At 66.3% G+C, this 22,174-nt stretch carries 23 protein-coding genes; 16 read left to right on the top strand and 7 right to left on the bottom strand.

Going from position 1 to position 22,174, the window contains the following annotated elements; all coding sequences use genetic code 11:
• Window positions 1-314: 314 nt before the first annotated feature.
• Window positions 315-1,238 carry an NADP-dependent oxidoreductase gene (locus tag ACFWPK_RS20700; protein ID WP_378918100.1) on the bottom strand — a complete coding sequence of 308 codons (924 nt, stop codon included), beginning with the start codon at window positions 1,236-1,238 and terminating at the stop codon, window positions 315-317.
• Between the two features lie 408 nt (window positions 1,239-1,646).
• On the opposite strand from ACFWPK_RS20700, the gene ACFWPK_RS20695 reads away from it, so the two are divergent.
• The 4 genes from ACFWPK_RS20695 (at window position 1,647) to ACFWPK_RS20680 (ending at window position 3,975) form a co-directional block, all read left to right on the top strand.
• Entirely contained in the window at window positions 1,647-2,396 is a 750-nt protein-coding gene (locus ACFWPK_RS20695) for an SMI1/KNR4 family protein (RefSeq protein WP_378918098.1), read from the top strand.
• Window positions 2,397-2,812: 416 nt separating this feature from the next.
• On the top strand, window positions 2,813-3,196 hold the full coding sequence (locus ACFWPK_RS20690; protein ID WP_378918096.1) for a DUF6301 family protein: 384 nt from the start codon (window positions 2,813-2,815) through the stop codon (window positions 3,194-3,196).
• Between the two features lie 254 nt (window positions 3,197-3,450).
• The gene (locus tag ACFWPK_RS20685; RefSeq protein WP_378918094.1) at window positions 3,451-3,618 is read left to right on the top strand and encodes a hypothetical protein; all 168 of its coding nucleotides are present in this window, start codon (window positions 3,451-3,453) and stop codon (window positions 3,616-3,618) included.
• A 159-nt stretch (window positions 3,619-3,777) separates the two neighbouring features.
• Entirely contained in the window at window positions 3,778-3,975 is a 198-nt protein-coding gene (locus ACFWPK_RS20680) for a DUF1918 domain-containing protein (RefSeq protein WP_378918092.1), read from the top strand.
• Window positions 3,976-4,179: 204 nt separating this feature from the next.
• Here the strand turns inward: ACFWPK_RS20680 and ACFWPK_RS20675 are convergent, their stop codons facing one another.
• Window positions 4,180-4,374 (bottom strand): hypothetical protein, encoded by a 195-nt coding sequence (locus ACFWPK_RS20675; RefSeq protein ID WP_378918091.1) that lies wholly within the window; start codon window positions 4,372-4,374, stop codon window positions 4,180-4,182.
• 281 nt (window positions 4,375-4,655) lie between these two features.
• On the bottom strand, window positions 4,656-4,979 hold the full coding sequence (locus ACFWPK_RS20670; protein WP_378918089.1) for a hypothetical protein: 324 nt from the start codon (window positions 4,977-4,979) through the stop codon (window positions 4,656-4,658).
• Between the two features lie 230 nt (window positions 4,980-5,209).
• Here ACFWPK_RS20670 and ACFWPK_RS20665 point away from each other — a divergent pair, with 230 nt between their 5' ends.
• Window positions 5,210-6,025 (top strand): SAM-dependent methyltransferase, encoded by an 816-nt coding sequence (locus ACFWPK_RS20665; protein WP_378918152.1) that lies wholly within the window; start codon window positions 5,210-5,212, stop codon window positions 6,023-6,025.
• A gap of 41 nt (window positions 6,026-6,066) precedes the next feature.
• On the opposite strand, the gene ACFWPK_RS20660 is transcribed toward ACFWPK_RS20665, so the two are convergent.
• Window positions 6,067-6,741: a TetR/AcrR family transcriptional regulator gene (locus ACFWPK_RS20660; RefSeq protein ID WP_378918087.1), complete on the bottom strand. Its 675-nt coding sequence runs from the start codon at window positions 6,739-6,741 to the stop codon at window positions 6,067-6,069.
• A 93-nt stretch (window positions 6,742-6,834) separates the two neighbouring features.
• Between ACFWPK_RS20660 and ACFWPK_RS20655 the strand changes: the two genes are divergently transcribed.
• The 4 genes from ACFWPK_RS20655 to ACFWPK_RS20640 are packed head-to-tail and all read left to right on the top strand — an operon-like array spanning window position 6,835 to window position 10,917.
• A complete protein-coding gene (locus ACFWPK_RS20655) occupies window positions 6,835-7,935 on the top strand; it encodes a hypothetical protein (RefSeq protein ID WP_378918085.1) in 1,101 nt (366 codons plus the stop codon).
• Between the two features lie 12 nt (window positions 7,936-7,947).
• Entirely contained in the window at window positions 7,948-8,508 is a 561-nt protein-coding gene (locus ACFWPK_RS20650; RefSeq protein ID WP_378918083.1) for an ester cyclase, read from the top strand.
• Window positions 8,509-8,530: 22 nt separating this feature from the next.
• On the top strand, window positions 8,531-10,126 hold the full coding sequence (locus tag ACFWPK_RS20645; RefSeq protein ID WP_378918081.1) for a zinc-binding dehydrogenase: 1,596 nt from the start codon (window positions 8,531-8,533) through the stop codon (window positions 10,124-10,126).
• Window positions 10,123-10,917: an MBL fold metallo-hydrolase gene (locus ACFWPK_RS20640; protein ID WP_378918079.1), complete on the top strand. Its 795-nt coding sequence runs from the start codon at window positions 10,123-10,125 to the stop codon at window positions 10,915-10,917. The genes ACFWPK_RS20645 and ACFWPK_RS20640 overlap by 4 nt, the downstream gene beginning before the upstream one ends.
• 9 nt (window positions 10,918-10,926) lie before the next feature.
• Here ACFWPK_RS20640 and ACFWPK_RS20635 read toward each other — a convergent pair whose 3' ends face one another.
• Complete coding sequence (locus ACFWPK_RS20635) at window positions 10,927-11,685, bottom strand: dioxygenase (protein WP_378918150.1); 759 nt, start codon at window positions 11,683-11,685, stop codon at window positions 10,927-10,929.
• A 123-nt stretch (window positions 11,686-11,808) separates the two neighbouring features.
• Here ACFWPK_RS20635 and ACFWPK_RS20630 point away from each other — a divergent pair, with 123 nt between their 5' ends.
• The 6 genes from ACFWPK_RS20630 to ACFWPK_RS20605 all read left to right on the top strand — a co-directional run bounded on the left by ACFWPK_RS20630 (window position 11,809) and on the right by ACFWPK_RS20605 (window position 18,512).
• Complete coding sequence (locus tag ACFWPK_RS20630) at window positions 11,809-12,267, top strand: MarR family winged helix-turn-helix transcriptional regulator (protein WP_378918077.1); 459 nt, start codon at window positions 11,809-11,811, stop codon at window positions 12,265-12,267.
• A 4-nt stretch (window positions 12,268-12,271) separates the two neighbouring features.
• Window positions 12,272-13,471, top strand: a complete 1,200-nt coding sequence (locus tag ACFWPK_RS20625; protein ID WP_378918075.1) for a PucR family transcriptional regulator — start codon at window positions 12,272-12,274, stop codon at window positions 13,469-13,471.
• A gap of 162 nt (window positions 13,472-13,633) precedes the next feature.
• Window positions 13,634-15,082, top strand: coding sequence for a dihydrolipoyl dehydrogenase (gene lpdA / locus ACFWPK_RS20620; RefSeq protein WP_378918073.1), 1,449 nt, complete (start codon window positions 13,634-13,636; stop codon window positions 15,080-15,082).
• An 11-nt stretch (window positions 15,083-15,093) separates the two neighbouring features.
• Window positions 15,094-16,191 carry a pyruvate dehydrogenase (acetyl-transferring) E1 component subunit alpha gene (pdhA, locus tag ACFWPK_RS20615; protein WP_378918071.1) on the top strand — a complete coding sequence of 366 codons (1,098 nt, stop codon included), beginning with the start codon at window positions 15,094-15,096 and terminating at the stop codon, window positions 16,189-16,191.
• Between the two features lie 20 nt (window positions 16,192-16,211).
• Window positions 16,212-17,195: an alpha-ketoacid dehydrogenase subunit beta gene (locus ACFWPK_RS20610; RefSeq protein ID WP_378918069.1), complete on the top strand. Its 984-nt coding sequence runs from the start codon at window positions 16,212-16,214 to the stop codon at window positions 17,193-17,195.
• Between the two features lie 27 nt (window positions 17,196-17,222).
• Window positions 17,223-18,512 (top strand): dihydrolipoamide acetyltransferase family protein, encoded by a 1,290-nt coding sequence (locus tag ACFWPK_RS20605; RefSeq protein ID WP_378918067.1) that lies wholly within the window; start codon window positions 17,223-17,225, stop codon window positions 18,510-18,512.
• A gap of 24 nt (window positions 18,513-18,536) precedes the next feature.
• Here the strand turns inward: ACFWPK_RS20605 and ACFWPK_RS20600 are convergent, their stop codons facing one another.
• Both ACFWPK_RS20600 and ACFWPK_RS20595 read right to left on the bottom strand, forming a co-directional pair.
• Complete coding sequence (locus ACFWPK_RS20600; protein ID WP_378918066.1) at window positions 18,537-19,631, bottom strand: FecCD family ABC transporter permease; 1,095 nt, start codon at window positions 19,629-19,631, stop codon at window positions 18,537-18,539.
• Entirely contained in the window at window positions 19,628-20,710 is a 1,083-nt protein-coding gene (locus ACFWPK_RS20595) for a FecCD family ABC transporter permease (RefSeq protein ID WP_378918064.1), read from the bottom strand. The genes ACFWPK_RS20600 and ACFWPK_RS20595 overlap by 4 nt, the downstream gene beginning before the upstream one ends.
• A 132-nt stretch (window positions 20,711-20,842) precedes the next feature.
• On the opposite strand from ACFWPK_RS20595, the gene entS reads away from it, so the two are divergent.
• Window positions 20,843-22,135, top strand: coding sequence for an enterobactin transporter EntS (entS, locus tag ACFWPK_RS20590; protein WP_378918061.1), 1,293 nt, complete (start codon window positions 20,843-20,845; stop codon window positions 22,133-22,135).
• Window positions 22,136-22,174 lie beyond the last annotated feature (39 nt).

Genomic DNA, 22,174 nt, shown 5'->3' with positions numbered 1-22,174 from the left:
AGGGCAGCGACGGGTTGCGCGCAGTGCGGGCGCCGCTCAATCAATTTGGTTCCTCTGCGGACCCGGCCCATCCCGTAAGCAGAATTCCGTGTCGTCGCGCACATCCTGCTCCTCGAACGCCCGGAAATGCCGCGTGACGCGCTGACCGAACCGGCCGGCGCGCCCTCTCGAAAGGCCAAGTGGCCGTGCCGGTCCGAGGTCGGCGGGACGCACCGAAAGGCCGAGTGCTGGTTATGAGGTCCGTACCGAAGTTGTTGTCGTGCGGGAGTGGTCGGTGTGCGGTCCGCTCTTGACGTCAGCCGACCGGGTGCTGCTCATGTCACCTTTATGACGACCTTGCCCGAGATGTGGCCGTTTTCGACGGTAGCGAGGGCGGCCGGGGCGTCGGAGAGTGGATGGACTGCGGTGATCACGGGTGCGAGGATTCCGTCGCGGGCCAGCCGGGCCGATCGCTCCAGGTTCTCGCGGCCGAGGCGGCGTTCGATGAAGCGCCCGCCGAGATCGGGTACGGACCCATCACTCACGGCGATGATGTTGCGGGGGTTCCGAGCCAGCGGAGCGACCGTCCGCAGTGCGGTGCCTCCGACCAGGTCGACGATTCCGTCGACGCCGTCCGGAGCGAGATCGCGCGCCGCGGCGGCGACGTCTCCAGCGGCGTAGTCGATGAACCGCATCCCGATGGCGTCGGCGTGCTCGCGTTTGGCGGCGCTCCCGGTGCCGATCACACTCAGCTCGCGGGCGAGAGCCAGCTGGGCGACGGCGAGACCGACGCCACCTCCGACCCCGTTGACCAGGATCGTGGCACCGGCCGGGAGGCCGAGCTGGTCGAGAGCATCCACCGCGGTCGTCCCGGCCACCGGCAGCGTTGCCGCCACCGTCGCGGACAGACCGGCCGGGATGCGCGCGGTGTTCGGTGCGGACAGCACGGTCGTCTCGGCGTAGGTGCCGCCACCGGTGAGTGCGAGACCGAAGACCGCGTCACCCACCTCGAGCCCGTCGACCTCATCGCCCAGTGCGAGAACGGTTCCCGCTGCCTCCATGCCCAGCACGAGCGGAAACGGACGGCCGCCGTCGAGCCCGGGGACCAGACCCGAGCGCAGCGCGTGATCGAGCGGGTTCACGCCGGCGACGTCGACCCGGATCAGAACCTCGCCGCGACCGGGAACGGGATCGGGACGATCGAAGAACTCCTGCACCTCGGGCCCGCCATACCTGCTGAAACCCCATGCCTGCCCCATTTTCTGCTGCCTCTCGTCCGACCGGCCCGGTGGTTCCGGGCGCTGAGGCAATCCTCACCCCTCACATAGATGTAAGGGGCAACCGGTTGAGAGGCAGGTCACAGCATCAGGCAGACCGAGCCGCCGGCTCCGCGGTGCCGGCCAACTCCGCCTGGTGCCGGGCGTTTATCCCGCAATCGGCACAAACACATAGCACTGTGAGCGGATGGTGGTGTCGCCGAGTCGCGACCCGAAGTCGCAAAGGTTGTGGTGACGGATCCCTGTTGGCGATTCTGGCCCGAAACAGTGCGACCGGTCTTGCCGGTGTCGACGCTGGGCACCACGATCGCCTCCGAATGTCGGCCTGGCGCAACCGGATCGGGGCGATGAGCGTGTTCCTGTGTCGGTGTGGCCTGTTATGTTCCGGTGGTGCAGGCGATCGAGCTATTCGAAGATTATGTGAGTTGGCTGCGAGTCAACGTTCCGCGGGCGTATGAGAACCTCGCCCCGCCCGCTGCCCGCGATGACATCGACAGGCTCGAATGCGTACTCGGCCAACGTCTTCCGGACGATGTGAAAGCCGTGCTGATGAGGCACAACGGTCAGCGGCTGACCGATACCGCCACGCATGACGAGGATGGCGCGGTGCCGTGCATTCCGACCCTTTCCTTCTTGTCGACGGTGCTGATCGAAGCGTGCTGGTCGGAATGGGTTGACCTACGCGAGATGGACGATATCGAAGACCTGCAGGATGACTGTGAGGCTATGCCGGGTGCGGAGGGGCGAGTGCGGCCGTTGTACACCTCGCCCGGTTGGATTCCGTTGTGGTCGGATCCGGCCAGAAGTGACTACATCGGTCTCGACTTCGATCCGGACTCGGACGGGATTCGTGGACAGATCATCAATTTCGGGCGAAACGAAGACCGACACTTCGTGTGTGCGGACAACTTCACCGAACTGCTGCAGATCCTTCTCGACGAGGTTCGGTCGGGACAGTGGCCAGCATCGACCCTCGTCTTCGACGAGGAAAAAGGCAGCGAAATCGCTGTGTTCGGTGACGTCGAGGACGGGGTGGGGCACCCATTCTTCGGCGATGTCGATGAGCACTTCTTCAACGCCTTGTGCAGCCGCGCCATGGCCCGCAGCGGCATTGATTTGTCCGACTGGGAGAACTCCTGATGATCTCGAAAAGCCCCGCTGATCGCTCATCGTCGGCTCGCTTGCCGGATGAAGTCATCACCGCCAGGTGATGCATGAAGGTCAGGCCAGGGTGCCTTCAGCGGTGCGCTGGTGTGCAGGGACGTCGAGCAGCAGCTGTTGCCTATGGTCGAATGAAAATCGTTCGGGTGCAAGGCTATTCGAGCATCGAGGGAACTTACGACAACAGGGCCGGGCCCGTCGCCTGTATGTCATGCGGCTCCACGAGCCGGTGGGCTCGTACTGGATGAGCCGAACCGCCGAACAGAGCGCGGCGCTGTACGGGGGCGAGATCGACGCATACCAGTTCACGGTCGTGTGCGGTCAGGGCTGACGAAGCTCGTCGACTACCCGACTTCCCGCTGTACTCACGGAAACCTACAGACGAAAGGCCCGCTATGCGAGCAGATATCGAACGCGCGGCCCGGGCGGTGCGCGTGGCCACCGAGTTCGAATGGACGTGGACGACCGATGATCTGCGACCGTTCTGCGACCAAGTCGGTTGGCAGCTCAGTGGTCTCGATGAGCGGTACCCGATAGTCACCGATCTCGAGGTGAACCGCCCCGATGCAGTGCTGTACGTCGGGGACACACCAGCAACGGAGGTGTTTCGCCCGATCGATCAGATCTGCTTTCGTGCCAGTGATGTGGTTCTCGATCGCGACGACCTGAAGCAGGAACTGGACGAGATTTTCGATGCGCTCGTGCAGCGGATCTTCGAACTGATCGGGCAGCGACCGACCGGCTGGTGGGTCGAACCAGCGATGGTCGGAAGAAATTGAGCGCCAGGCTGCCGAGGATGAGTAGCCGAGTTGCTGACGGAGCCGGCTCGGCCGTGCCGCTGAGCGCGCGGGGATGGCGCCCGCGAACACGCGATGATGCCGCGACCCGCGCGATCCCGAGAGCCGCGGCGTCGAGCATTACCGGCCCCTTTCGGGTTGCCCTGTGATCTTGACCCAGTCTGCGGCCCGCCGATAGCCTCATGAGTGATCTGCCTCACATGCCATGTGCACTACGAGTGACAGGAGCTGCTGACATGGGCGCATTCAGCGAGAAGTGGGACAAAGTGGACTTCAGCGGGAAGTTCCAGATCAGCGACGACCTCAACGACGAGGACGACCACGAGGTCGAGGACACCGACAACGAGGCCGATCCCGCGATCGCCGCCATTATCGAGGAGGAGTTGAAGCGCGGGCGGTCTTGATCAGGTAAGCGATGTTCAGTTGAGGATTTCGTAGCGGTCATGGCGGGCGCCGAAATAGCTCCCTGACGCCGAACAGCTCCGTCGATACCGGCGAAACAACAGCTGAGAGCAGTACCGTTGAACCCGGAAGGTCAGCGAACGGTGACAAGGAGGCTACTCATGCGGGCATCAAAGGGCGACCGGCTGGTCACGCATGGCCGGGTTGTCGGTGCACAGGATCACGTTGTCGAAATCGTCGAAGTGCTCGGCCCCGACGGCACGCCTCCCTACCGGGTACGGGCCGAGAACGGCCAGGAGTCCATCATGTCGCCCGGGCCGGACTCAGTAGTGGACCATCGCAAGGGATCGGACCTCTGACTGCCTGCCGCATCACTTGGTGCCTCCGCGCAGCCGGCAACGTGAAGAAGGACCTGGTCTGCTTCTGGTCCGGCTAGACCGCGCTGTTCGAACCGGTCATTCCGCAGGCCCGAAAATCAACGGCCCGACATGATCTCGTGCCGTTGGAGTGCACGGTGATGCCGATGTGCGGCCATTCCCAGCAGCCATGCGGGGTCGAGTCATTCAGGGCTGCGGACTCACGGCTGGGGGGTTGTCGGGGCTGTCGCCGGGGCCGCTCACGCGCCAAGTTGCCCAGCGGCAGCCGAGGTTCACCGCGTGCGTGTACCAGGCATCTGCCATACCCGACCATTTCTTGGACTCTTCGATGTTGCCTGCGGCGTACTCGTCGGAGGCTCGGTCCGAAGCGGCGTTGCTCATCCTTCGGTAGTCCTCGCACTTCTGCTCTTTGGATTGTTCGGACGGTGATACCGGCTTTGCCTGAGCCGAAGTCGGCACGGCTGCCGAGATACTGAGCGCCGCGAAAATGGCAATGATGGGAACTGCAAAGGTGGTTCGGGTGTTACGCATGAATCGAGTTCCTTGGAATCGGTCAGATTGACTTACATGACCAGCATCTATTGGAGCTGGCTGCCCGACTAGGCACCCCACGGTCGAGATCAACCACCCTCGAGTCTCCGCACCGTTCCGTCCCCACACGGTCACCTGTTTTCAAGTGAGACAACCCGATCGGTGTCGGGCGAGCACGCAAGCGTTCGGTCGCCCGCACGAATACCGAGGGTTGCGATCAGCTCGTCGCGGGTGACCGCGTCTTCGGATGCGCCCAGGACCTCGGCGGCGATGGCGCCGTCGGTGAGGTGGGTTTCGGCGACGGTTTGCACGAGTGCGAACAGGTGGGCGACGTCCTCGCCCACGAGGCGCTGAACCGATATCCATTGCAAGGGAACCGAATCCACCTGCGCGACGTCTAAGCAGTTGAAGGGACTTCCACGTTGATGGCGCGGAAGAACGGTGGGGAGAGGCAATGCACATCATGAACTGGCCGCGACCGCTGTCATCGGGCAAATCGCGGCGTCGTGTCGACAGGATGGAACTCACCGGCGGTGCAAGGGGACTCAGCGCGGCCGAGCAGCTCAGCTGAATCGCTGGCTCGACAGCCGCGATCAAACGGAGATCAGCATCATTCCACCGAATGTCGAATCCATTGCCCTGCAACAAAGTTCGTCATCGATGCCAGACGCGGTAGGAGCCTGCACTGACCACCACCGACCCGTCCGCACTGATCGACCCGTACCGGACCACCCCCGCACGCCTCCACAACGCGATCCTCGGCGGGAAGGACCACTACACCGCCGACTACGCGCTGGCCACCACCCTGGCAACGAACACGATCACGCCCGCGATCACCGAATCGCACCGTTTCACCCTGCGTGCGGTCGAGTACCTGATCGACCGTCACGGGGTGTCGCAGTTCGTCGACATCGGGTGCGGCTACCCGCACGCGCCGAACATCCACGACATCGCCGGACGCCGGAGCGGCACCACCCGGACCCTGTATATCGACAACGACCCCGTCGTCGCCACGTATGGTCGTGCCCTGCTGACCGGGCCGAACCGGTTCTTCACCGATACCGACGTGACCGACACTGCGACCGTCCTCGCCGATATCACCGCCGTGATGGACACGGCCAGGCCGATCGCGGTGTGCGTGTCGGGTACCGCGGAACTGATCAGCGATGCCCCCGCCGTGGTCGCGGCGTTGACCGACCGACTTCCGGCAGGGACGTGGATGGTGTTCACCCATATCACCGACGATGTGTACGGCCACCAGATCCATTCAGCCGTCCGAACTTTGCGCGGTGCTGGGATCAACTACCACCCACGCGGGCGCGAAGAGATCACGGCCATGCTCACCGGGTACCGACTCGTCACGCCGGGCCTGGTCGCCCCACACCGGTGGCCGCTCGTCCCCAGTGCCGGTGACGGGGTACGTGCACTGTTCGCTATGCCACGCCACCGTGCGGCGTGGGATCTGAGTGCTTACGCCGCCGTGGGCCAACTCCACCGGTGACCCCCGCGGTAACCGCAGCGGCCATCCCGTCGTGCCGAGCGTCAACGCTGAGTGAGCCGTGACAGGAGTGCATCCAGCGCGAGGTTCATTGCGAATTCGTACTCTTCGGCACCGTCGAATCGGGCGAGATGCTCTGCGGCGGCGGCAACCGCCGGGAGCTCGCTGCCCTCGAGAGTTGCCTGGCGCCGGGCGATGGCGGTGGTGTCGGTGGTGCCGTACGTGGGCCCGGCATCGACCTCTCTGAGCAGGGTTCCGATGAGGGTGGCGACGAACGTTCGGAGCAGGTGGACGGATTCGCGGGGAGTGCACCCTGCGTTGTGGAGAATGTTCAGAACCGCCTCGAGGGGGGCCAGCCCCTCGAACGACGCGAGCTGGCGGGTGAGCACGAGCGACGCTGCTTGCGGGTGAGCCAAGGCGCGTTCACGAAACGCCATGGCGATCGCCCAGAGGTCGGCTCGCAGGTCGCCGGTCGCATCCGGCAGGGCGATGGATCCCAGCAGGTGCTCGGCTACCGCATCGAGTAGCCCGTCCTTGCCGTCGACGTGGTGGTAAAGGCTTTTCGCGTCGACTCCGAGGACTCGCCCGACCGCGCGCATGCTCACCGCCGCGACGCCCTCGGCATCGATCACCTTCAACGTCGCCTCGACGATCGCCGCTCGGGAGAGCTGCTGCTCGTTCTTGGGCGGACGTCCTCGGCGTGGCGCGCTGGCGGTCATGGACCTCATCTTGCCCGAACCCATTGCAAAAATCCACACCGTGGGTATAGCCTGATCCGCAATAAACCCACACTGTGGATAAAGGGGCTGACGATGCGATTTCCGTGGAGTTCGGCCGACGTGGTGGATCTGCCGGGCATCGGCACCCCGATCGATACGTTGGCCCTCCCGGCCGACGCTGACGGCGGGCCGGGCACGCGGTTACGCCTGCTCAGGGAGCAGGGCTCGGCATTCCGGCGCGAATTCCCCTCGACGGGCATGCCGGACAGCGTGACGACCTGCGATCTGATCACGCTGCCGTACCCGACCCGGTTCGGGCTGTTCCGGGCATCGCGGGCACTGGCGCCGTTCCTCTCGATCACCAACCGGATGCTGGTGATCCGGTGGACCGAATCCGACGGCACGCCGCGAGTGCTGCTGTTCGAGCCCTCCGATCACGAACTCGGCAGGTACACCCCGTATTTCGACAACCTCACCCAGCGCACGCCGAAGCTCGTTCAACGACAGATGGTCCGCGAACACGGCACTGTCCTCGACCATCTTGCTCGTCTCGGCATCGCGCCCGACGCCGTCGACTACCTGATGTTCGATCACCTGCACACCCAGGACCTGCGGCGCTGGGTCGGAACCACCGCGTACCAGGACGACCTGGGTGCGCATCCGAAGCCGAGTTTCCCGAACGCGAAAGTGATCGTGCAGCGCGACGAGCTCGCCGGCATGGCCGAACTCCATCCGCTGCAGCGGCCCTGGTACCAGCCAGCCACCTACCGCGACGTCCCACCGGAGGCGTTCCTGCCCATTGACGGTTCGGTGCTGCTCGGGCCCGGCGTCGCCGTAGTCAAGACGCCCGGTCATGTGTTCGGCAATCAGAGTCTGCTGCTGAACACCTCGACCGGCATCTGGGCGAGCAGCGAGAACGTCATCGCCGCCGAGGCGCTCACTCCCGAACATTCCGAGCTGCCCGGTCTGGCGTCGTGGGCGAGGTCATGGCAGCAGGAGGTCGTGCTCAACGCCAACACCATCGAAACCACTGCCGATCAATACAACTCGATCGTCCTGGAGAAGACCCTCGTCGACCACAGCCAGCGGGACGGGCGGTTCCTGCAGTTCTTCCCGTCCAGTGAACTCACGGCCTCCTGGACCAACCCGGGCACGGCGCCGACGTTCGCCCATCGCCAACTCATCCACGGCTGAAGGAGTTTCGCCATGTCACGCTTCACCCTGCCGCCCGAACACGTGCTGCGCGCACGCGAGAAGCTCGTCCTCGATCACTTCCACGACGAGGTCCGCCAGGACTGGGACGCGACCCTGTCGACGTTTCCGCATCCGCACTACGAACTCATCGCCCAGATGACCGTCCACGACGGCGACGCGGAGGTGCGCGAGTACTACCAGGACACCCGGGTCGCCTTCCCCGACCAGGACCACGAGATCATCGCCTTCCGTCACGCCCACGACGCGGTGATCGCCGAATTCTGGTTGCTGGGAACACATCTGGGCCCGCTGGGCAAGATTCCACCGACCGGCTCCCGGCACCGCACCCGGATGACCGCGTACTTCCTCTTCGACGCCGACGAGCACCTCGTCGTCGAACGCATCTACTTCGACCAGCTCACCATTCTCAAACAACTCGTCGCCGGTTTGGACAAGAAGAACCCGGCCGACCTGCTCAAGCTCGCCCGCGTCGTGGCGGGGGCGCTCGCCATGACGGGTGCAGAGCCGGACCCGCGCCTGACTCACACCGTTGCCCCCGATCTCGACAACTGACCGACCCAGGAGAAACACAACCATGACTATGCGTGCGCTGATCGGCGGCAACGGCCCCGAATGGACTGTCGAGGAGATCGAACGTCCGGAGCAATTGGGGGCGGTCCGAGTTCAGGTGATGGCCGCCGGTCTCAATCGTGCGGATCTGTACGCTCTCGACGGCACCTATACCGCTGCCGGTCAGACCGCGGGCACCTTCACCGCGGGCATGGAGGTTGCCGGCATCGTCGAACGGTCCAGCCTGCTCGCCCCCGGTCTTCCGGTGGGGACCCGGGTCATGGGCATCACCGCGGGCGCGTTCGCCGACTACGCCCTGTGCCACCCCCGAATGCTCGTCCCGATTCCGGATCGCCTCAGCTTCGACGAGGCCGCTACTTTGCCGGTCGGGCTCATCACCGAGCACGATGCCCTGGTCACCCAGGCCGGATTCGAGCCGGGCGATACCGTTCTGATCGTCGGCGGCACCAGCTCGATCGGACTCGTGGGAATCCAGCTCGCCAAGGCTCTCGGCGCGGGAACAGTGATCGCCACGACGACCACCGAGGACAAGCGGGGCGCCTTGGTGGCCGCCGGGGCGGACGTCGCCGTCGATACCACGACGGGCAACCTTGTCGAATCCGTTCTCGCGGCGACGAACGGCCGAGGCGCCGACATCACCCTCGACCATGTCGGTGGCGATCTGTTCGCCCGGCTGCCCGCGGCCACCGCCGTCGGCGGACGGATCGTCAGCATCGGCCGTCTCGCAGGCGCGGCGACCGAGCTGAATCTGGACACCATCGCCTTCCGGCGGCAGAAACTCATCGGCACCACCTTCAGCATCCGCACCAGGTCAGAGCTCGGCGACGTTGTCCAGGCGCTCGTCCCGGAAGTGCTCCCGGCGGTCCGGGACGGTCGGATCACTGCGCATCTCGACAGTGTTCACACTGCCGCAGAGGCGAAGACCGCGGCAGACCGACTCCGGGCGAACGCGGCCACCGGAAAAGTCGTGCTGTCCTTCGCCGACGCCCACACCAGCACCCCACCCGGCCCCAGCGCTACGGCGAATATGTGGGGGAGCATTGCCCAGATCGGCTACGTCGTGCGTGACATCGAAGCCTCGATGCGGCAATTCGCCGCCTGCGGCATCGGTCCCTGGTTCTACCTCAAGGGAGTTACGCCCACGAACTTCACCTACCGTGGTGAACCCGCCGACATGGCGATGGATGTGGCAGTCGCCAACAGCGGAGACATCCAGATCGAGCTCATCACCCCGGTCAACGACGCCCCATCGATGTATCGCGACTTCCTCGACGCAGGCCACGAGGGCGTCCAGCACGTCGCCTACTGGTCCGAGAACTTCCAGGAGCTCTACGACCGGGCACTCGCCGCCGGTTTCACCGTCGGCCAGGAAGGCCAGATCGGTGGTGCGGACGGACGGTTCGCGTACCTGCAGACCGAGCATCATCCGGGCACGGTCATCGAGATCTCAGACCTCGGCGGCTCGAAGAAGTTCATCTTCGACCTGATCAAACTCGCCGCCGCGAACTGGGACGGCAGCAACCCGATCCAGGAGATCGACGCGGCACTCATCGGCGGGGACCCCGCCGCGCAGGCCGCTATGCTCGAGGCGCTCGGATGAAGATCCACCATCTCAATTGCGGCACCATGCGGCCCTGGGCAACCCCTGCCGGACTGGTCTGCCATGTCCTACTAGTCGAAACCCCCAACGGCCTCGTCCTGGTCGACACCGGGTTCGGCCTCCGAGATATCGCCGACCCGGCCGCGCGGTTCGGCCCAGCCCGGTTCTATGTCCGGCCGGTTTTCGACGAGGCGGAAGCGGCCATCGCCCAGATTCGGCGACTGGGCTTCGACCCGCACGACGTTCGCCACGTCGTGCTCACCCATTTCGACGCCGATCACACCGGAGGGCTGTCGGACTTCCCTTGGGCGAGGGTTCATCTCACCGCCGCTGAGAACGCGGCAGCCGTCCACCCCACGGGAGTTGTCGAGCGCGGGCGGTATCTGTCGTCGCATCGGGTGCACCGCCCGAGCATCGTCGAACACACCCCTGCCCGAAGCGAGACCTGGCGCGGTTTTCCCGGGGCCGAGGAGCTCACCGAAATTGCACCCGGCATCGTCCTGATCAGCTTGCCCGGACATTCGCGCGGCCACGCCGCGGTCGCTGTCGACGCAGGCGACCACTGGGTCTTTCACGTCGGCGACGCCTTCTATCATCCCGGCCAGATCGACGGAACCGGGAAAGTGCCCACCGCTCTCACCACGATGGAACGCTTCATCGCTCACGATTGGAACCGGGTTAAGGCCAACCACCAGCGACTCTCCGAACTATGGCAGCAGCCCGATTCGGGCCTGCTCCTCGTCAACGCCCACGACCCGAGCCTGCTTCAGCTCGCCCGGAAACGCGGCTGACGCGGTCGGTCAGCCGAGCTGGATGGAGCGTTTGGACAAACCCAGCCAGAAGTCATCGATGACGGTGCGCTGGGTGGCGATGTCGTCGGCGCCCGCGCCCAGCGTGACGAACAGCGGAGCGAAGTGCTCGGTGCGCGGATGCGCCAATCGTGATGCGGGGGCTTTGTCTTCGAAGTCGAGCAGCGTATCGATGTCGCCCGCGGCCAGGGCGCGGTTGCCCCAGTCGTCGAACTCGGTCATCACCGGATGCACCGAGCCGTCATGGGTCAGCGCGCGCAGATTGTGGGTGAAGAACCCGCTCCCGACGATCAGTACGCCCTCGTCTCGTAGTGGCGCCAGTTTCCGGCCGATTTCCATGAGTCCGACGGGGTCCAGTGTCGGCATCGACATCTGCAGCACCGGTACCTGTGCGTCCGGGTACATCTCCACCAGTGGCACGTAGGCGCCGTGATCGAGTCCTCGGTGCGCGGCGTCCTGCACCGATCGGCCGGGGCCGCGCAGGAGTTTGCGCACCTTCTCGGCCAGTTCCGGCGCTCCGGGCGCGGGATAGGTGACCTCGTAATAGTGCTGCGGGAAGCCGCCGAAGTCGTACACGAGCGGCACGGTGGTGGTGGCGCCGAGAGTGATCGGCGCGTCCTCCCAATGGGCCGAGATCATGAGGACGGCGGTGGGTTCGGGTAGCTGGGCGGACCAGGCGGCGAGCTGGCCCGGCCAGATCGGATCGTCGGCCAGCGGCGGCGCACCGTGGGAGAGGTAGAGCACCGGCATCCGGGTGGCGTTGTCTGCGTTCATGTTCTTCTCTCACCCTCCGGTCATATTATTCGAATTTGAACTACATAGTCGAAGGTACATCATTATTCGAATTTGAACAATGTGGGTTACGCTGGGGTAATGGATCAACCGAGGTGGCTTAACGAGGACGAGAGCCGCGCCTGGCATGCCCTCATCGCCGGGTGGTCGTTGCTGAACCGGCAGATCGAGGCTCAGCTCAAGAACGACGCCGGGCTCTCCCACGTCCAGTACGAGGTGCTCGTCCGTCTCGACGCGGCACCGGGCGGGCTACTGCGCATGAGCGAACTCGCCGATGCCCTGTTCAACTCCAAGAGCGGGCTGACCTATCAGATCGGCCAGCTGGAGAAGGCCGGGCTGGTCCAGCGCGAGTTGTGTCCCACCGATATCCGGGGCGTCAATGCCAGGCTCACCGATGCCGGTCGCGATGCCCTGCGGCACGCGGCCCCTGGCCATGTCGGTCTCGTCCGCGAGGCCTTCATCGATGTGCTGACCCCCGAGCAGCTCACCGCCATCGCGGAGGGTTTGGGGAAGGTAGCTCACCGAATGCGTAGCGTCTAGCGGTATGGCCGCGAGACCCAAGCACACCCCGCCCTCGGCGGGCACCAGGGAGTTGGTGGCCGCGTGCCGAACCGAGATTCCCGGGCTGACCCGGCAGCTGATCGCCGCGATCTTCACCGACATTCCTGAGTGGACCGACTATTCGCCGGTCAGCCGGGACGACCTGCGCCATGCGTGCTGCCGCTATCTGACCAGGGTGCTCGATATTGTCGCCGGCGATGTGACCGGCCCGAACCGCGACGATGTCGCCGCCGCCATCGGCCGCAATCGCGCGGCGCAGGGCGTGCCGCTGGAGGTCATGTTGCGGACGTTCCGGCTCGGCGGTCAGATCGTGTGGGAGGCGCTACTCGACAGGGCGGGCGAGCTCCCGCCGGGCGAGGTTCGCAAGATCGGGGTGGCCACCTGGTCGGCGATCGACGGCATGTCGTCGGCGCTGGTCACCTCCTATCGCAGCACCGAACTGGAGCAGGTACGTCGCGACGAGCGTCGTCGGCACGGGTTGATCGAGGATCTGCTGGCAGGCAGTGCGCGCGACGCGACGTTCGCCGCGCGTGCGGCGCGCGAGCTGAACTTGCCCGCGCACGGCGGGTACCTGGTGGTCGCGGTGCGCGGCGACCGTCCGAATGTGGAGATCGGTACCGAGACCGCGTTGGCGGCCTTGGGGATTCGGTCGGTCTGGCACGATCGCGTCGACACCGTGGTGGGGCTGGTCTCGCTCGAGCAGCGGGACGGCTCCGCTGTGCTCGACCAGGTGCGGAGCCGGATCCGGGGCCGGGCAGCGGCATCGCCGGTGGTGCAGGGATTGGCGCACGTCGAGACGGGGCATGCGCTGGCGATGCTCGGCTTGGAGACCTTGCCGGGGGAAGCCCGGGGTTTGGTGTCGTTGGAGCAGCGCTACCCGGAGGCACTGTTGCTGCGCTCGCCCGACCTGACCGCGCTGATGGTCGCGCGCACCCTCGGCCCGGTGCTGGAACTGCCGGCGAAGGAGCACGAGATCTTGTTGCGCACCCTGGCGGTCTGGCTGGAGGAGAACTGCTCGGCGGCCAATGCCGCGCCGCGGCTGCACTGCCATCGCAACACCGTGATCAACCGGCTACAGCGGATCTCCTCGTTGCTGGGTCGGCGGCTGGAAGGACAGCGGTCCTACCTGGAGCTTTCCCTCGCCTTGGCCGCGCTGGAGCTGGGCGTGAGTACGCCCGGCTGAGTGCCACATCACCGCAACCGATTGGGCGCTGCGCCCACTTTCGAGCCTCGAATTCTGGGCTGTCGGCTGGTTGTTTGTGCATTTGTGGACCGTGAGACTCGACAGATGATCCAAGCCACGACCGTGGATGGGTTTGATCGTTCGAGCTGAGGAGCACCACGAGTGCCGGAATTCGATCTATTGGTGATCGGTGGTGGACCGGGCGGATACGTGGCCGCCATCCGTGCCGCGCAACGCGGCCTGCAGGTCTGTGTTGTGGAGAAGGAGCGCCCCGGCGGTGTGTGCCTGAACTGGGGTTGCATCCCCACCAAAGCGATGCTCCGCTCGGCAGAGGTCTTCCAGACCCTCACCACCGCAGCGGAATTCGGTGTCCTTGCCGATAATGTGCGCTACGACTTCGCCGCGGTGCGGCAACGCAAAGACGGCATCGTCAAAGAGCTGACCGATGGTGTCGCGGGCCTGTTGAAGGCCAACGGGGTCACGGTGATCGAGGGCCATGCCCGCTTCGTCGAACCGACCGTCGTGGAGGTACACGAGGTCGGGGCCTCACCGATCTTCGACGGCGGCCCCCGCTACGCCGCCCCCGCGGGAAACGCGGTGCGCCGGGTGAGCGCGCGCGACGTGATCGTCGCGACCGGCTCGGTGCCCGCACAGCTGCCGATCCCGGGCGCGGGATTGCCCGGCGTCGTCACCTCCGATGGCGCGTTCGGGCTGACCGAGGTGCCGCGACGGTTGGTGATCATCGGCGGCAGCGCGGTCGGGGCGGAATGGGCCAGCCTGTTCGCCACGTTCGGCAGCCAGGTCACGGTCGTGGAGATGCAGGACCGCCTGGTTCCGTTGGAGGACAAGGAGATCGGTGACGCGCTCGGCCGGTCGTTCCGCAAACGTGGCATCACCGTCCTTACCGGCGCCACGGTCACCGCCATCACCGAGGGCGACGCGCTGCGGGTGTCGGTCGGCGGTCCGGCGGCACAGGACCTCGACGCTGACGTCGTGCTGGTCGGCGTCGGGCGACGGCCGAACACCGCTGAACTCGGCCTCGATGTGGCCGGAATCGCCACGGACGCACGCGGTTTCATCGAGGTCGACGATCGACTGCGGACCGGGGTCGAGCACGTATACGCGATCGGTGATGTGACCGGGCGGGCCTTGCTCGCCCACGTCGCCTCACATCAGGGCATCACCGCGGCCGAGGTGATCGCCGGGCACGACGCCCACATCGACTACGCGGTCATTCCGGCCGCGACGTTCACCCACCCGGAGATCGCCAGCGTCGGTCTCACCGAGGACGCCGCCCGCGCGGTCGGCCACGAGGTGATCACCGCCAAGTTCCCGTTCGCGGCACTGGGCCGGGCCAAGACCTTCGGCGAGGCCGAGGGGTTCATCAAAATCGTTGCGGGGCAGGCACATCAGGAAGTGCTCGGCGTGCACATCATCGGCCCCTCTGCCAGCGATCTGATCGCCGAGGGCGCGCTCGCGATCTCGCTGGAAGCCACACTCGACGAGCTGGCCGACACCATTCACGCCCACCCCACTCTCGGCGAGATCGGTATGGAGGCGGCCATGGCCGGACTCGGACTGCCGGTACACATCGCGCCACGCAAGCGTTGAGGAGCTCGACCATGACCACGACCACCGCGCGGAGCACGCCGACCCGCAAGCCGACGAAGACCACCGATCCCGCGACGGACGTCGAATCCGCTGTCGCGGTGGAAGATCCCGACACCCTTCGTGGTCTCTACCGCGACATGCTGTTCGTGCGACGCTTCGAGGAGCGCACCGCGCAGAGCTACCAGCAGGCCAAGATCGGCGGCTACTGCCATCTCAATCTCGGTGAAGAAGCCACCGTTGTCGGCCTTGGTGCCGCGATGCGCCCCACCGACTACCTGTTCACCAACTATCGCGAACACGGATACGCACTGGCCAAGGGCATCGAGCCGGGTCGCGTGATGGCCGAACTCTACGGCCGCACCACCGGTACCTCGAAGGGCTGGGGTGGCTCGATGCACATGTACGACACCGCGACCCGCCTCCTCGGCGGCTACGCCATCGTGGGCGGACAGGTTCCCCTGGCAATCGGCGCGGCGCTGGCCATCGACTACAACGACGGCGACGACGTAGTGGTGTGCCAGATGGGGGAGGGCACCACCAACATCGGCGCCTTCCACGAGTCGCTCAATATCGCGGCGCTGTGGCGGCTGCCGGTGGTGTTCCTGGTGATCAACAACCAGACCGGCATGGGCACCACCGTCGAGAAGTCCTCGGCCGAACCGGATCTGTGGAAGCGCGCCGCCGCCTATCGCATGCGTGGCGAGCGGGTCGACGGCACCGATGTGCTCGCCGTGCGCGACCTGGCGAGCGAACTCATCGAAGACGCCCGCCGCGAAGGCAAACCCGCACTGCTCGAAGCGGTGAGCTATCGACTCAAGGGCCACTCGGTCGTCGACCCGGCCAAGTACCGCAGCACCGACACGGCCGCCACGGCTCGCGAGCACGATCCGATCGTGCTGTGGGAGCAGCGTCTGCTCGCCGCCGGGGTGCTGACCGAACAGTCGCTGGCCGATCTCGACCGGGAGGTGGCCGACGGGGTCGCCGCCGCCGTCGAATTCGCGGACTCGAGCCCGCATCCGGAGCCGTCGAGCCTGTTCGACTACACCTACGCCACCCCCGTGCCGGGCGATTCCCGCCGTCTGCCCGCCGATCCGCTCTTCACCCACTGAGGACTCCCACTGTGCCTGTCATGACCTATCGCGAAGCGCTGCGCGAGACCCTGCGCGAAGAGATGCGACGCGATGACGACGTTTTTCTGATCGGTGAGGAGATCGGCGTCTTCGAAGGCTCTTACAAGATCACCGCCGGTCTGCTCGAGGAGTTCGGTGAGAAGCGGGTGCGCGATACGCCCATCGCCGAGGAAGGTTTCGTCGGTGCCGCGATCGGTGCCGCGATGCTGGGGTTGCGTCCGGTCGTGGAGATCATGACGATCAACTTCTCGCTGCTGGCGCTGGACCAGATCGTCAACCACGCCGCGAAGATCTACGGCATGTTCGGCGGGCAGACCAATGTGCCCATGGTGATCCGGACGCCCGGTGGCGGCGGCCAGCAACTCGGGGCGACGCATTCGCAGAATATCGAGCTGTACTACGCCTTCGTGCCCGGTCTGAAGGTCGTGGCGCCCAGCACTCCCGCTGATGCGCGGGCGTTGCTCAAGGCCGCGATCTCCGACGACGATCCGGTGCTGTTCCTGGAGAACCTGTCGCTGTACAACACCAAAGGTGAAGTTCCCGAGGATCTTCCACCTGTTCAGATCGGTAAGGCGGCGGTCACCCGAGAGGGCACCGACATCACGCTGATCGGCTATTCCCGCATGGCCACCGTCGCCACCGAGGTCGCGCAACGCCTTGCCGCCGAGGGTGTTTCGGTGGAGGTGATCGACCTGCGCAGCCTGCGTCCGCTGGACCGCGACACCATCGTGGCCTCGGTCCGCAAGACCGGTTGCGCGGTCATCGGCGAGGACGACTGGCTCACCTACGGTATCGGCGCGGAGATCGCGGCATCGATCTCCGATGGCGCGTTCGACTATCTCGACGCCCCGGTTCGCCGCGTCGCGATGGCCGAAGTCCCGCTGCCCTATGCCAAGCCGCTGGAGAAGCTGGCCCTGCCGTCCGCGGAATCGCTCTACACCGCGGTGACGGAAACCCTGGCGGCCGTCGGTCGTCGGCGCTGAGAACTGGGAAGACGAAGGACACACGTAATGCCCGACATCATCATGCCCCGGCTCTCCGACACCATGGAAGACGGCGTGGTCTCCGCCTGGCTCAAGAAGGTGGGTGACCAGATCACCCGTGGCGAGATCGTCGCCGAAATCGAGACCGACAAAGCTCTGATGGAGCTCGAAGCCTACGACGACGGCGTCCTCGAGAAGATCCTCGCCGAGCCGGGCGTTCGTGTGCCGATCGGCGAACCGATCGCGATCGTTGGGGACGGCAGCACTTCGGGTGTGGTATCTGCGGATTCCGCGATCGGGGGTGGGACGTCGATCGGCGCATCCGGCGCAGCCCTGTCCGAGACCGGCTCGACTGCACCGGTCGTTGCGCCACAGCGCGGTTCGAGCAGTGACAACGCGTCAGGCCTTGGCCGGACCGCGGTGGTCAAGTCCTCGCCGCTCGCCCGCAAGATCGCACGCGAGTTGCAGATCGATATCGCCGCTGTCGTCGGCACCGGTCCAGGCGGGCGGATCACGAGAAACGACGTGGAGGCGGCTCACCGTGTCAGCGCCGCCGAGGCTGCCGTCATCACTGCGTCCTCAGCTGACGCGAATGTGGTTTCGCCGCAACATGTTCCGGCATCAGGGGGGTTCGAGGAGGTCGCGCTGACGAACATCCAGCGTGTCTCCGCGATTCGGCTCACCGAGAGTAAGCAGCAGGCACCGCACTTCTACGTGACCAGCGCGATCGACGTGACCGAGCTGTTCGCCTTCCGGGCGCGCATCAACGCGACGCTGGACGCGGCGGGCGACAGCAAGGTCAGTGTGAACGATCTGCTCGTCAAGGCCGTCGCGGTCGCGCTGCGAAAGAACAGCTCGATCAACGTCAGCTTCGCGGGTGACAAGCTGTTGCGTCACAAGGGAATCCACCTCGGCGTCGCGGTCGCCACCCCGGCCGGTCTGCTCGTTCCGGTGATCCGTGACGCGGACCGCAAGAGTGTTTCCGAGATCGCGACCGAGAGCCGTGACAAGGCCACCCGCGCCCGCGATCGCAAGCTCCGGGCTGAGGAGATGTCGGGTGGCACCTTCACCATCTCCAACCTCGGCATGTTCGGCATCGAGCAATTCACCGCGGTCATCAACTCGCCCGAGTCCGCGATCCTCGCGGTCGGGGCGGCGGCCGACGAACTACGCCTCGATGGCGGCGAAGTGGTCGCCCGCAAGATCCTTCGCGTGACCCTGTCCGCGGACCACCGCGCGATCGACGGCGCCGTGGCGGCCCAATTCCTGGCAAGTCTGAAGGAACTGATCGAAAACCCGCTGCGGATTGTGACGTAACGTCATGCAACCTAATCAACGACCTCAGACAGTGTCGCCGCGGTGCCGTCGCATAACGAGGTAGATGAGATAGGGGGCGCCGAGTACCGCGGTGACGATGCCGACCGGCAATTCCGCGGTACCGAATGCGGTGCGGGAGATCATGTCCGCGGCCAGCACGAGTATCGCGGCGAGCAACATCGACAGCACGAGCGGTGGGCGCGGTAGCCGGGCCAGGCGCAGCGAAATCTGGGGCGCGCACAGCGCGACGAACTGGATCGGTCCGGCGACCGCTGTCGCGACCGCGGCGAAGACCACGGCGGCCGAGAGCAACACAGCGCGTGCGGGTGTCAGGCGCACGCCGATGGCACGGACGGTGTCGTCGGTGAATTGCAGGGCGTCGAGGGTGCGTGACCCGATCAGCGTCGGTGGCACGAGGATCGCGAGGGTGATCGCGAGGGGGAGGGCGTCGTCCCAGCCGCGGCCGTTGAGGCTGCCGGTCAGCCAGATGAGGGCCCGGCTGGCGTCCTCCACCTCGCCGGCGCTGAGCAGCCACACGGTGATGCTCGAGGCGATCGCCATGACTCCCACGCCCACCAGGAGCAGCCGCAGCGAGTCCAGTCCGTCACGGTAGGTGAGCCCGAACACGACCAGCCCGGCGAGCAGGCCGCCTGCCAACGCCACCGCGGGAAGTCCGGTCGTGCCGAGCAGGCCACCCGCGGTGCCGCCGAAGACGATGGCCGCGGTGACCGCCGCGCCCGCGCCCCAGGTGACACCGAGGATGTCGGGGCTGGCCAGTGGATTCCGCGCGACCGTCTGCACGATCGCGCCGGACAGGCCGAGTGCCGCGCCCACCAGCAGGGCCGCGACCGCCCGCGGCAGGCGTAGTTCCAGGACCGCGAGCCGATCAGCCGGATGGCCGCCGCCGAGCAGGACCGCCACGACCTCGGCCGGGGACAGCGTGAACGCGCCGACGCCGAGGTTGACCACGAACAGGACTACGAGCACGAGCGCGGCGACGAGCACGAGCAGCAGTGGCCGCAGGCGAAAAGCCATGGAGAGCGCGCCGATTCGTAGCGCGGGCCGTGGGGGAACGAGCCGCGCCTGCGCGGCGACACCGGTTTGTGGGGGCTGCTTCACAGTCGGACCAGCTTTCGCCGACGCACCAGGACGATGAAGAACGGTGCGCCGATCAGCGCCAACATGACCCCGACCTCGATCTCTCCCGGTCGCGCGACGACGCGCCCCACGGTGTCGGCCAGCAGCACCAGCACGGCACCGGCCAGGGCCGAAAAGGGCAGCAGCCAGCGATGGTCCGGACCGGTGAACACGCGGACCACGTGCGGAACGATGAGGCCGACGAAGCCGATCGGGCCGCAGACGGCGACGCTCGCACCGACCAGGATCGTGATCGCGAGGATGCCGAGAACGCGCACGCCCTGCACATGGTGGCCGAGGGAGCGGGCCACGTCGTCGCCGAGAACCAGCGCGTTCAATCCGGACGCGCCTGCGAGGCCGAGCGCCAGGCCGATCACCAGGAACGGCAGTACCTGGAGCACCAGGGGGAACCCGGCGACCGCGATCGATCCCACCTTCCAGAACCGGAACGCGTCCAGGCTGCGCTGATCGAGCAGGACGACCGCGAAGGTGATCGCTTGCAGCAGTGCGCTGATCGCGGCGCCCGCCAGAACCAGCGTCAGCGGTGTCGGCCCGCCCCTGCCCGCCGAACCGACGGCGAACACCGTGACCGCGCCGAGGGCGGCTCCCGCGAAGCCGAACCAGATGAAGCTGTGCAGGCTGGTGATCTCGAGCGCGTAGGTCGCCAGCACGATGGCCAGGCCCGCGCCGTGGGTGATTCCCAGGATTCCGGGATCGGCGATCGGGTTGCGCGTATGTCCCTGGGTGAGCGCTCCCGCCAAGCCCAGGGCCGCGCCGACCAGTGCGCCGATCGCCGTACGGGGGGCACGCAGCTCCCGCACGATCATGTCGTCCTCGATGCCGGTCGGCGCGACCAGCGCGTTCCATACCGCGTCGAGCGGAATCGGTTTGGCGCCGATGCACAGGCTCAGCACGCAGCTCGAACCGAGCAGAACCACGAGCGCGATGATCTGGAGCGTGCGGGTGTGTCGGCGAGGGGTGGCCGCGGCGCGCTCCACCTGCGTGGGCGCGGTGCCGGAATCGGCCGTCGCGGCCTGGGCGCTCGACTCACTGCGCCGCATCCGTGTATTCCTCTCGTACGCATCCGGATTCCGCCGGACTCGAAGCCGATCTGCCCAACGATGTCGATGCGGCGGATCGAGAACCCTTTGCTACCACAGAATTTAGGTTAGGCTCACCACACCGTATCTCGAGTGCTGGAGGTGCCTGTGCGGTTGGGGGATGTGGTCATCGATGTGGGACCGCTGCGTGCGGCACCCGAATTCCGGTTCGTCCTTGCGGCGCAGGCGATTTCGATGCTGGGCACGCACCTCACCGTAGTGGCTGTGAACGTGCAGGTCTATCAGCTCACCGGCTCCTCGGTCCAGGTCGGTGCGGTGGGATTGGTCTTCGGGGTGGCGCTGCTCGTCGGCATGCTGACCGGCGGCGTGGTCGCCGACCTGGCCGATCGGCGCACGATCGCCGTCGCCACGCGTGCGGCGGTGGTGGCCGTCTTCGTCGGGCTCGCTGTCAACGCGGCCCTGCCCGCTCCGCACCTGTGGGTCGTCTATGTGGCGGCCGTGCTGGCGGGTGGAATCAACGGTCTCGGTGGTCCCGCGCTGATGGCCCTTGTGCCCGCCCTGGTCGGCCCCGAGCGGTTGGCCGCCGCGGCCGCGTTGACCGCCCTCTCGATCCAATTCGGCGCGGTGATCGGACCGGTGCTGGCCGGGGTGATCGCCGCCGGACCGGGGTTGGCGGTGTGTTTCGCTCTCGATGCCCTCTGCTTCGTGATCAGCGCGGTGCTGCTGTGTTTCCTCGCTCCGGTGCCGCCGCCGGAGGCCGCGGGGGAACGGCGTCCGATCCGCTCGATCGCCGAGGGGATCTCGTTCGTCCGACGTGATCGGGTACTCAGCGGCATTCTGCTGATCGATACCCTGGCAATGGTTTTCGCCATGCCGTACGCCTTGTTCCCGGAGCTGGCGACCGAACACTTCGGTGGTGGTCCGCAAACGGTGGGGTTGCTGTACTCCGCGCCCGCCGCCGGTGCGCTGCTGGCGGCGTTCGTCAGCGGTTGGGCCGGGCGGGTTCGCGCGACGGGGGTGGTGCTCACCGGTGTGGTCGTGGTCTGGGGTGTGGCTATCGCCTGCGTCGGCCTCACGGCATCGCTGTGGGTTGCCTTGGTGGCCTTGGTCTTCGCGGGTCTGGCGGACACCACGTCGGAGATTCTGCGTCGAGCGCTGATGCAGCAGCGCACGCCGGATCGATTACAGGGCAGGGTCGGCAGCCTGTGGCTGGCGCAGGGAACCGTCGCTCCCAGTGTGGGGAACATGGCCGCGGGGGTGCTCTCGCGTGTTCTGCCGACGGCCGCGGTGCCCGTGGTCGGCGGCCTGGTCTGTGTTGTCGCGGTGGTTGCCCTGACGCTGCGCAGGCCGGATCTGCGTCGGGCGAGCCTGTCCGGTCCGGTCGGAGCGCGACCTGTCGATGCCGATCCGCAAGCGGTCGAGTGACCCGAAAAGGCCGGATCACGTTGGTGGCGAACGCATTTG

Origin of the sequence: Nocardia sp. NPDC058519, from assembly GCF_042719755.1 — a bacterium.
Lineage (GTDB): Bacteria > Actinomycetota > Actinomycetes > Mycobacteriales > Mycobacteriaceae > Nocardia.
Note: the sequence above shows the minus strand (reverse complement) of the source record. Positions and strands in the feature narration are given on the sequence as shown.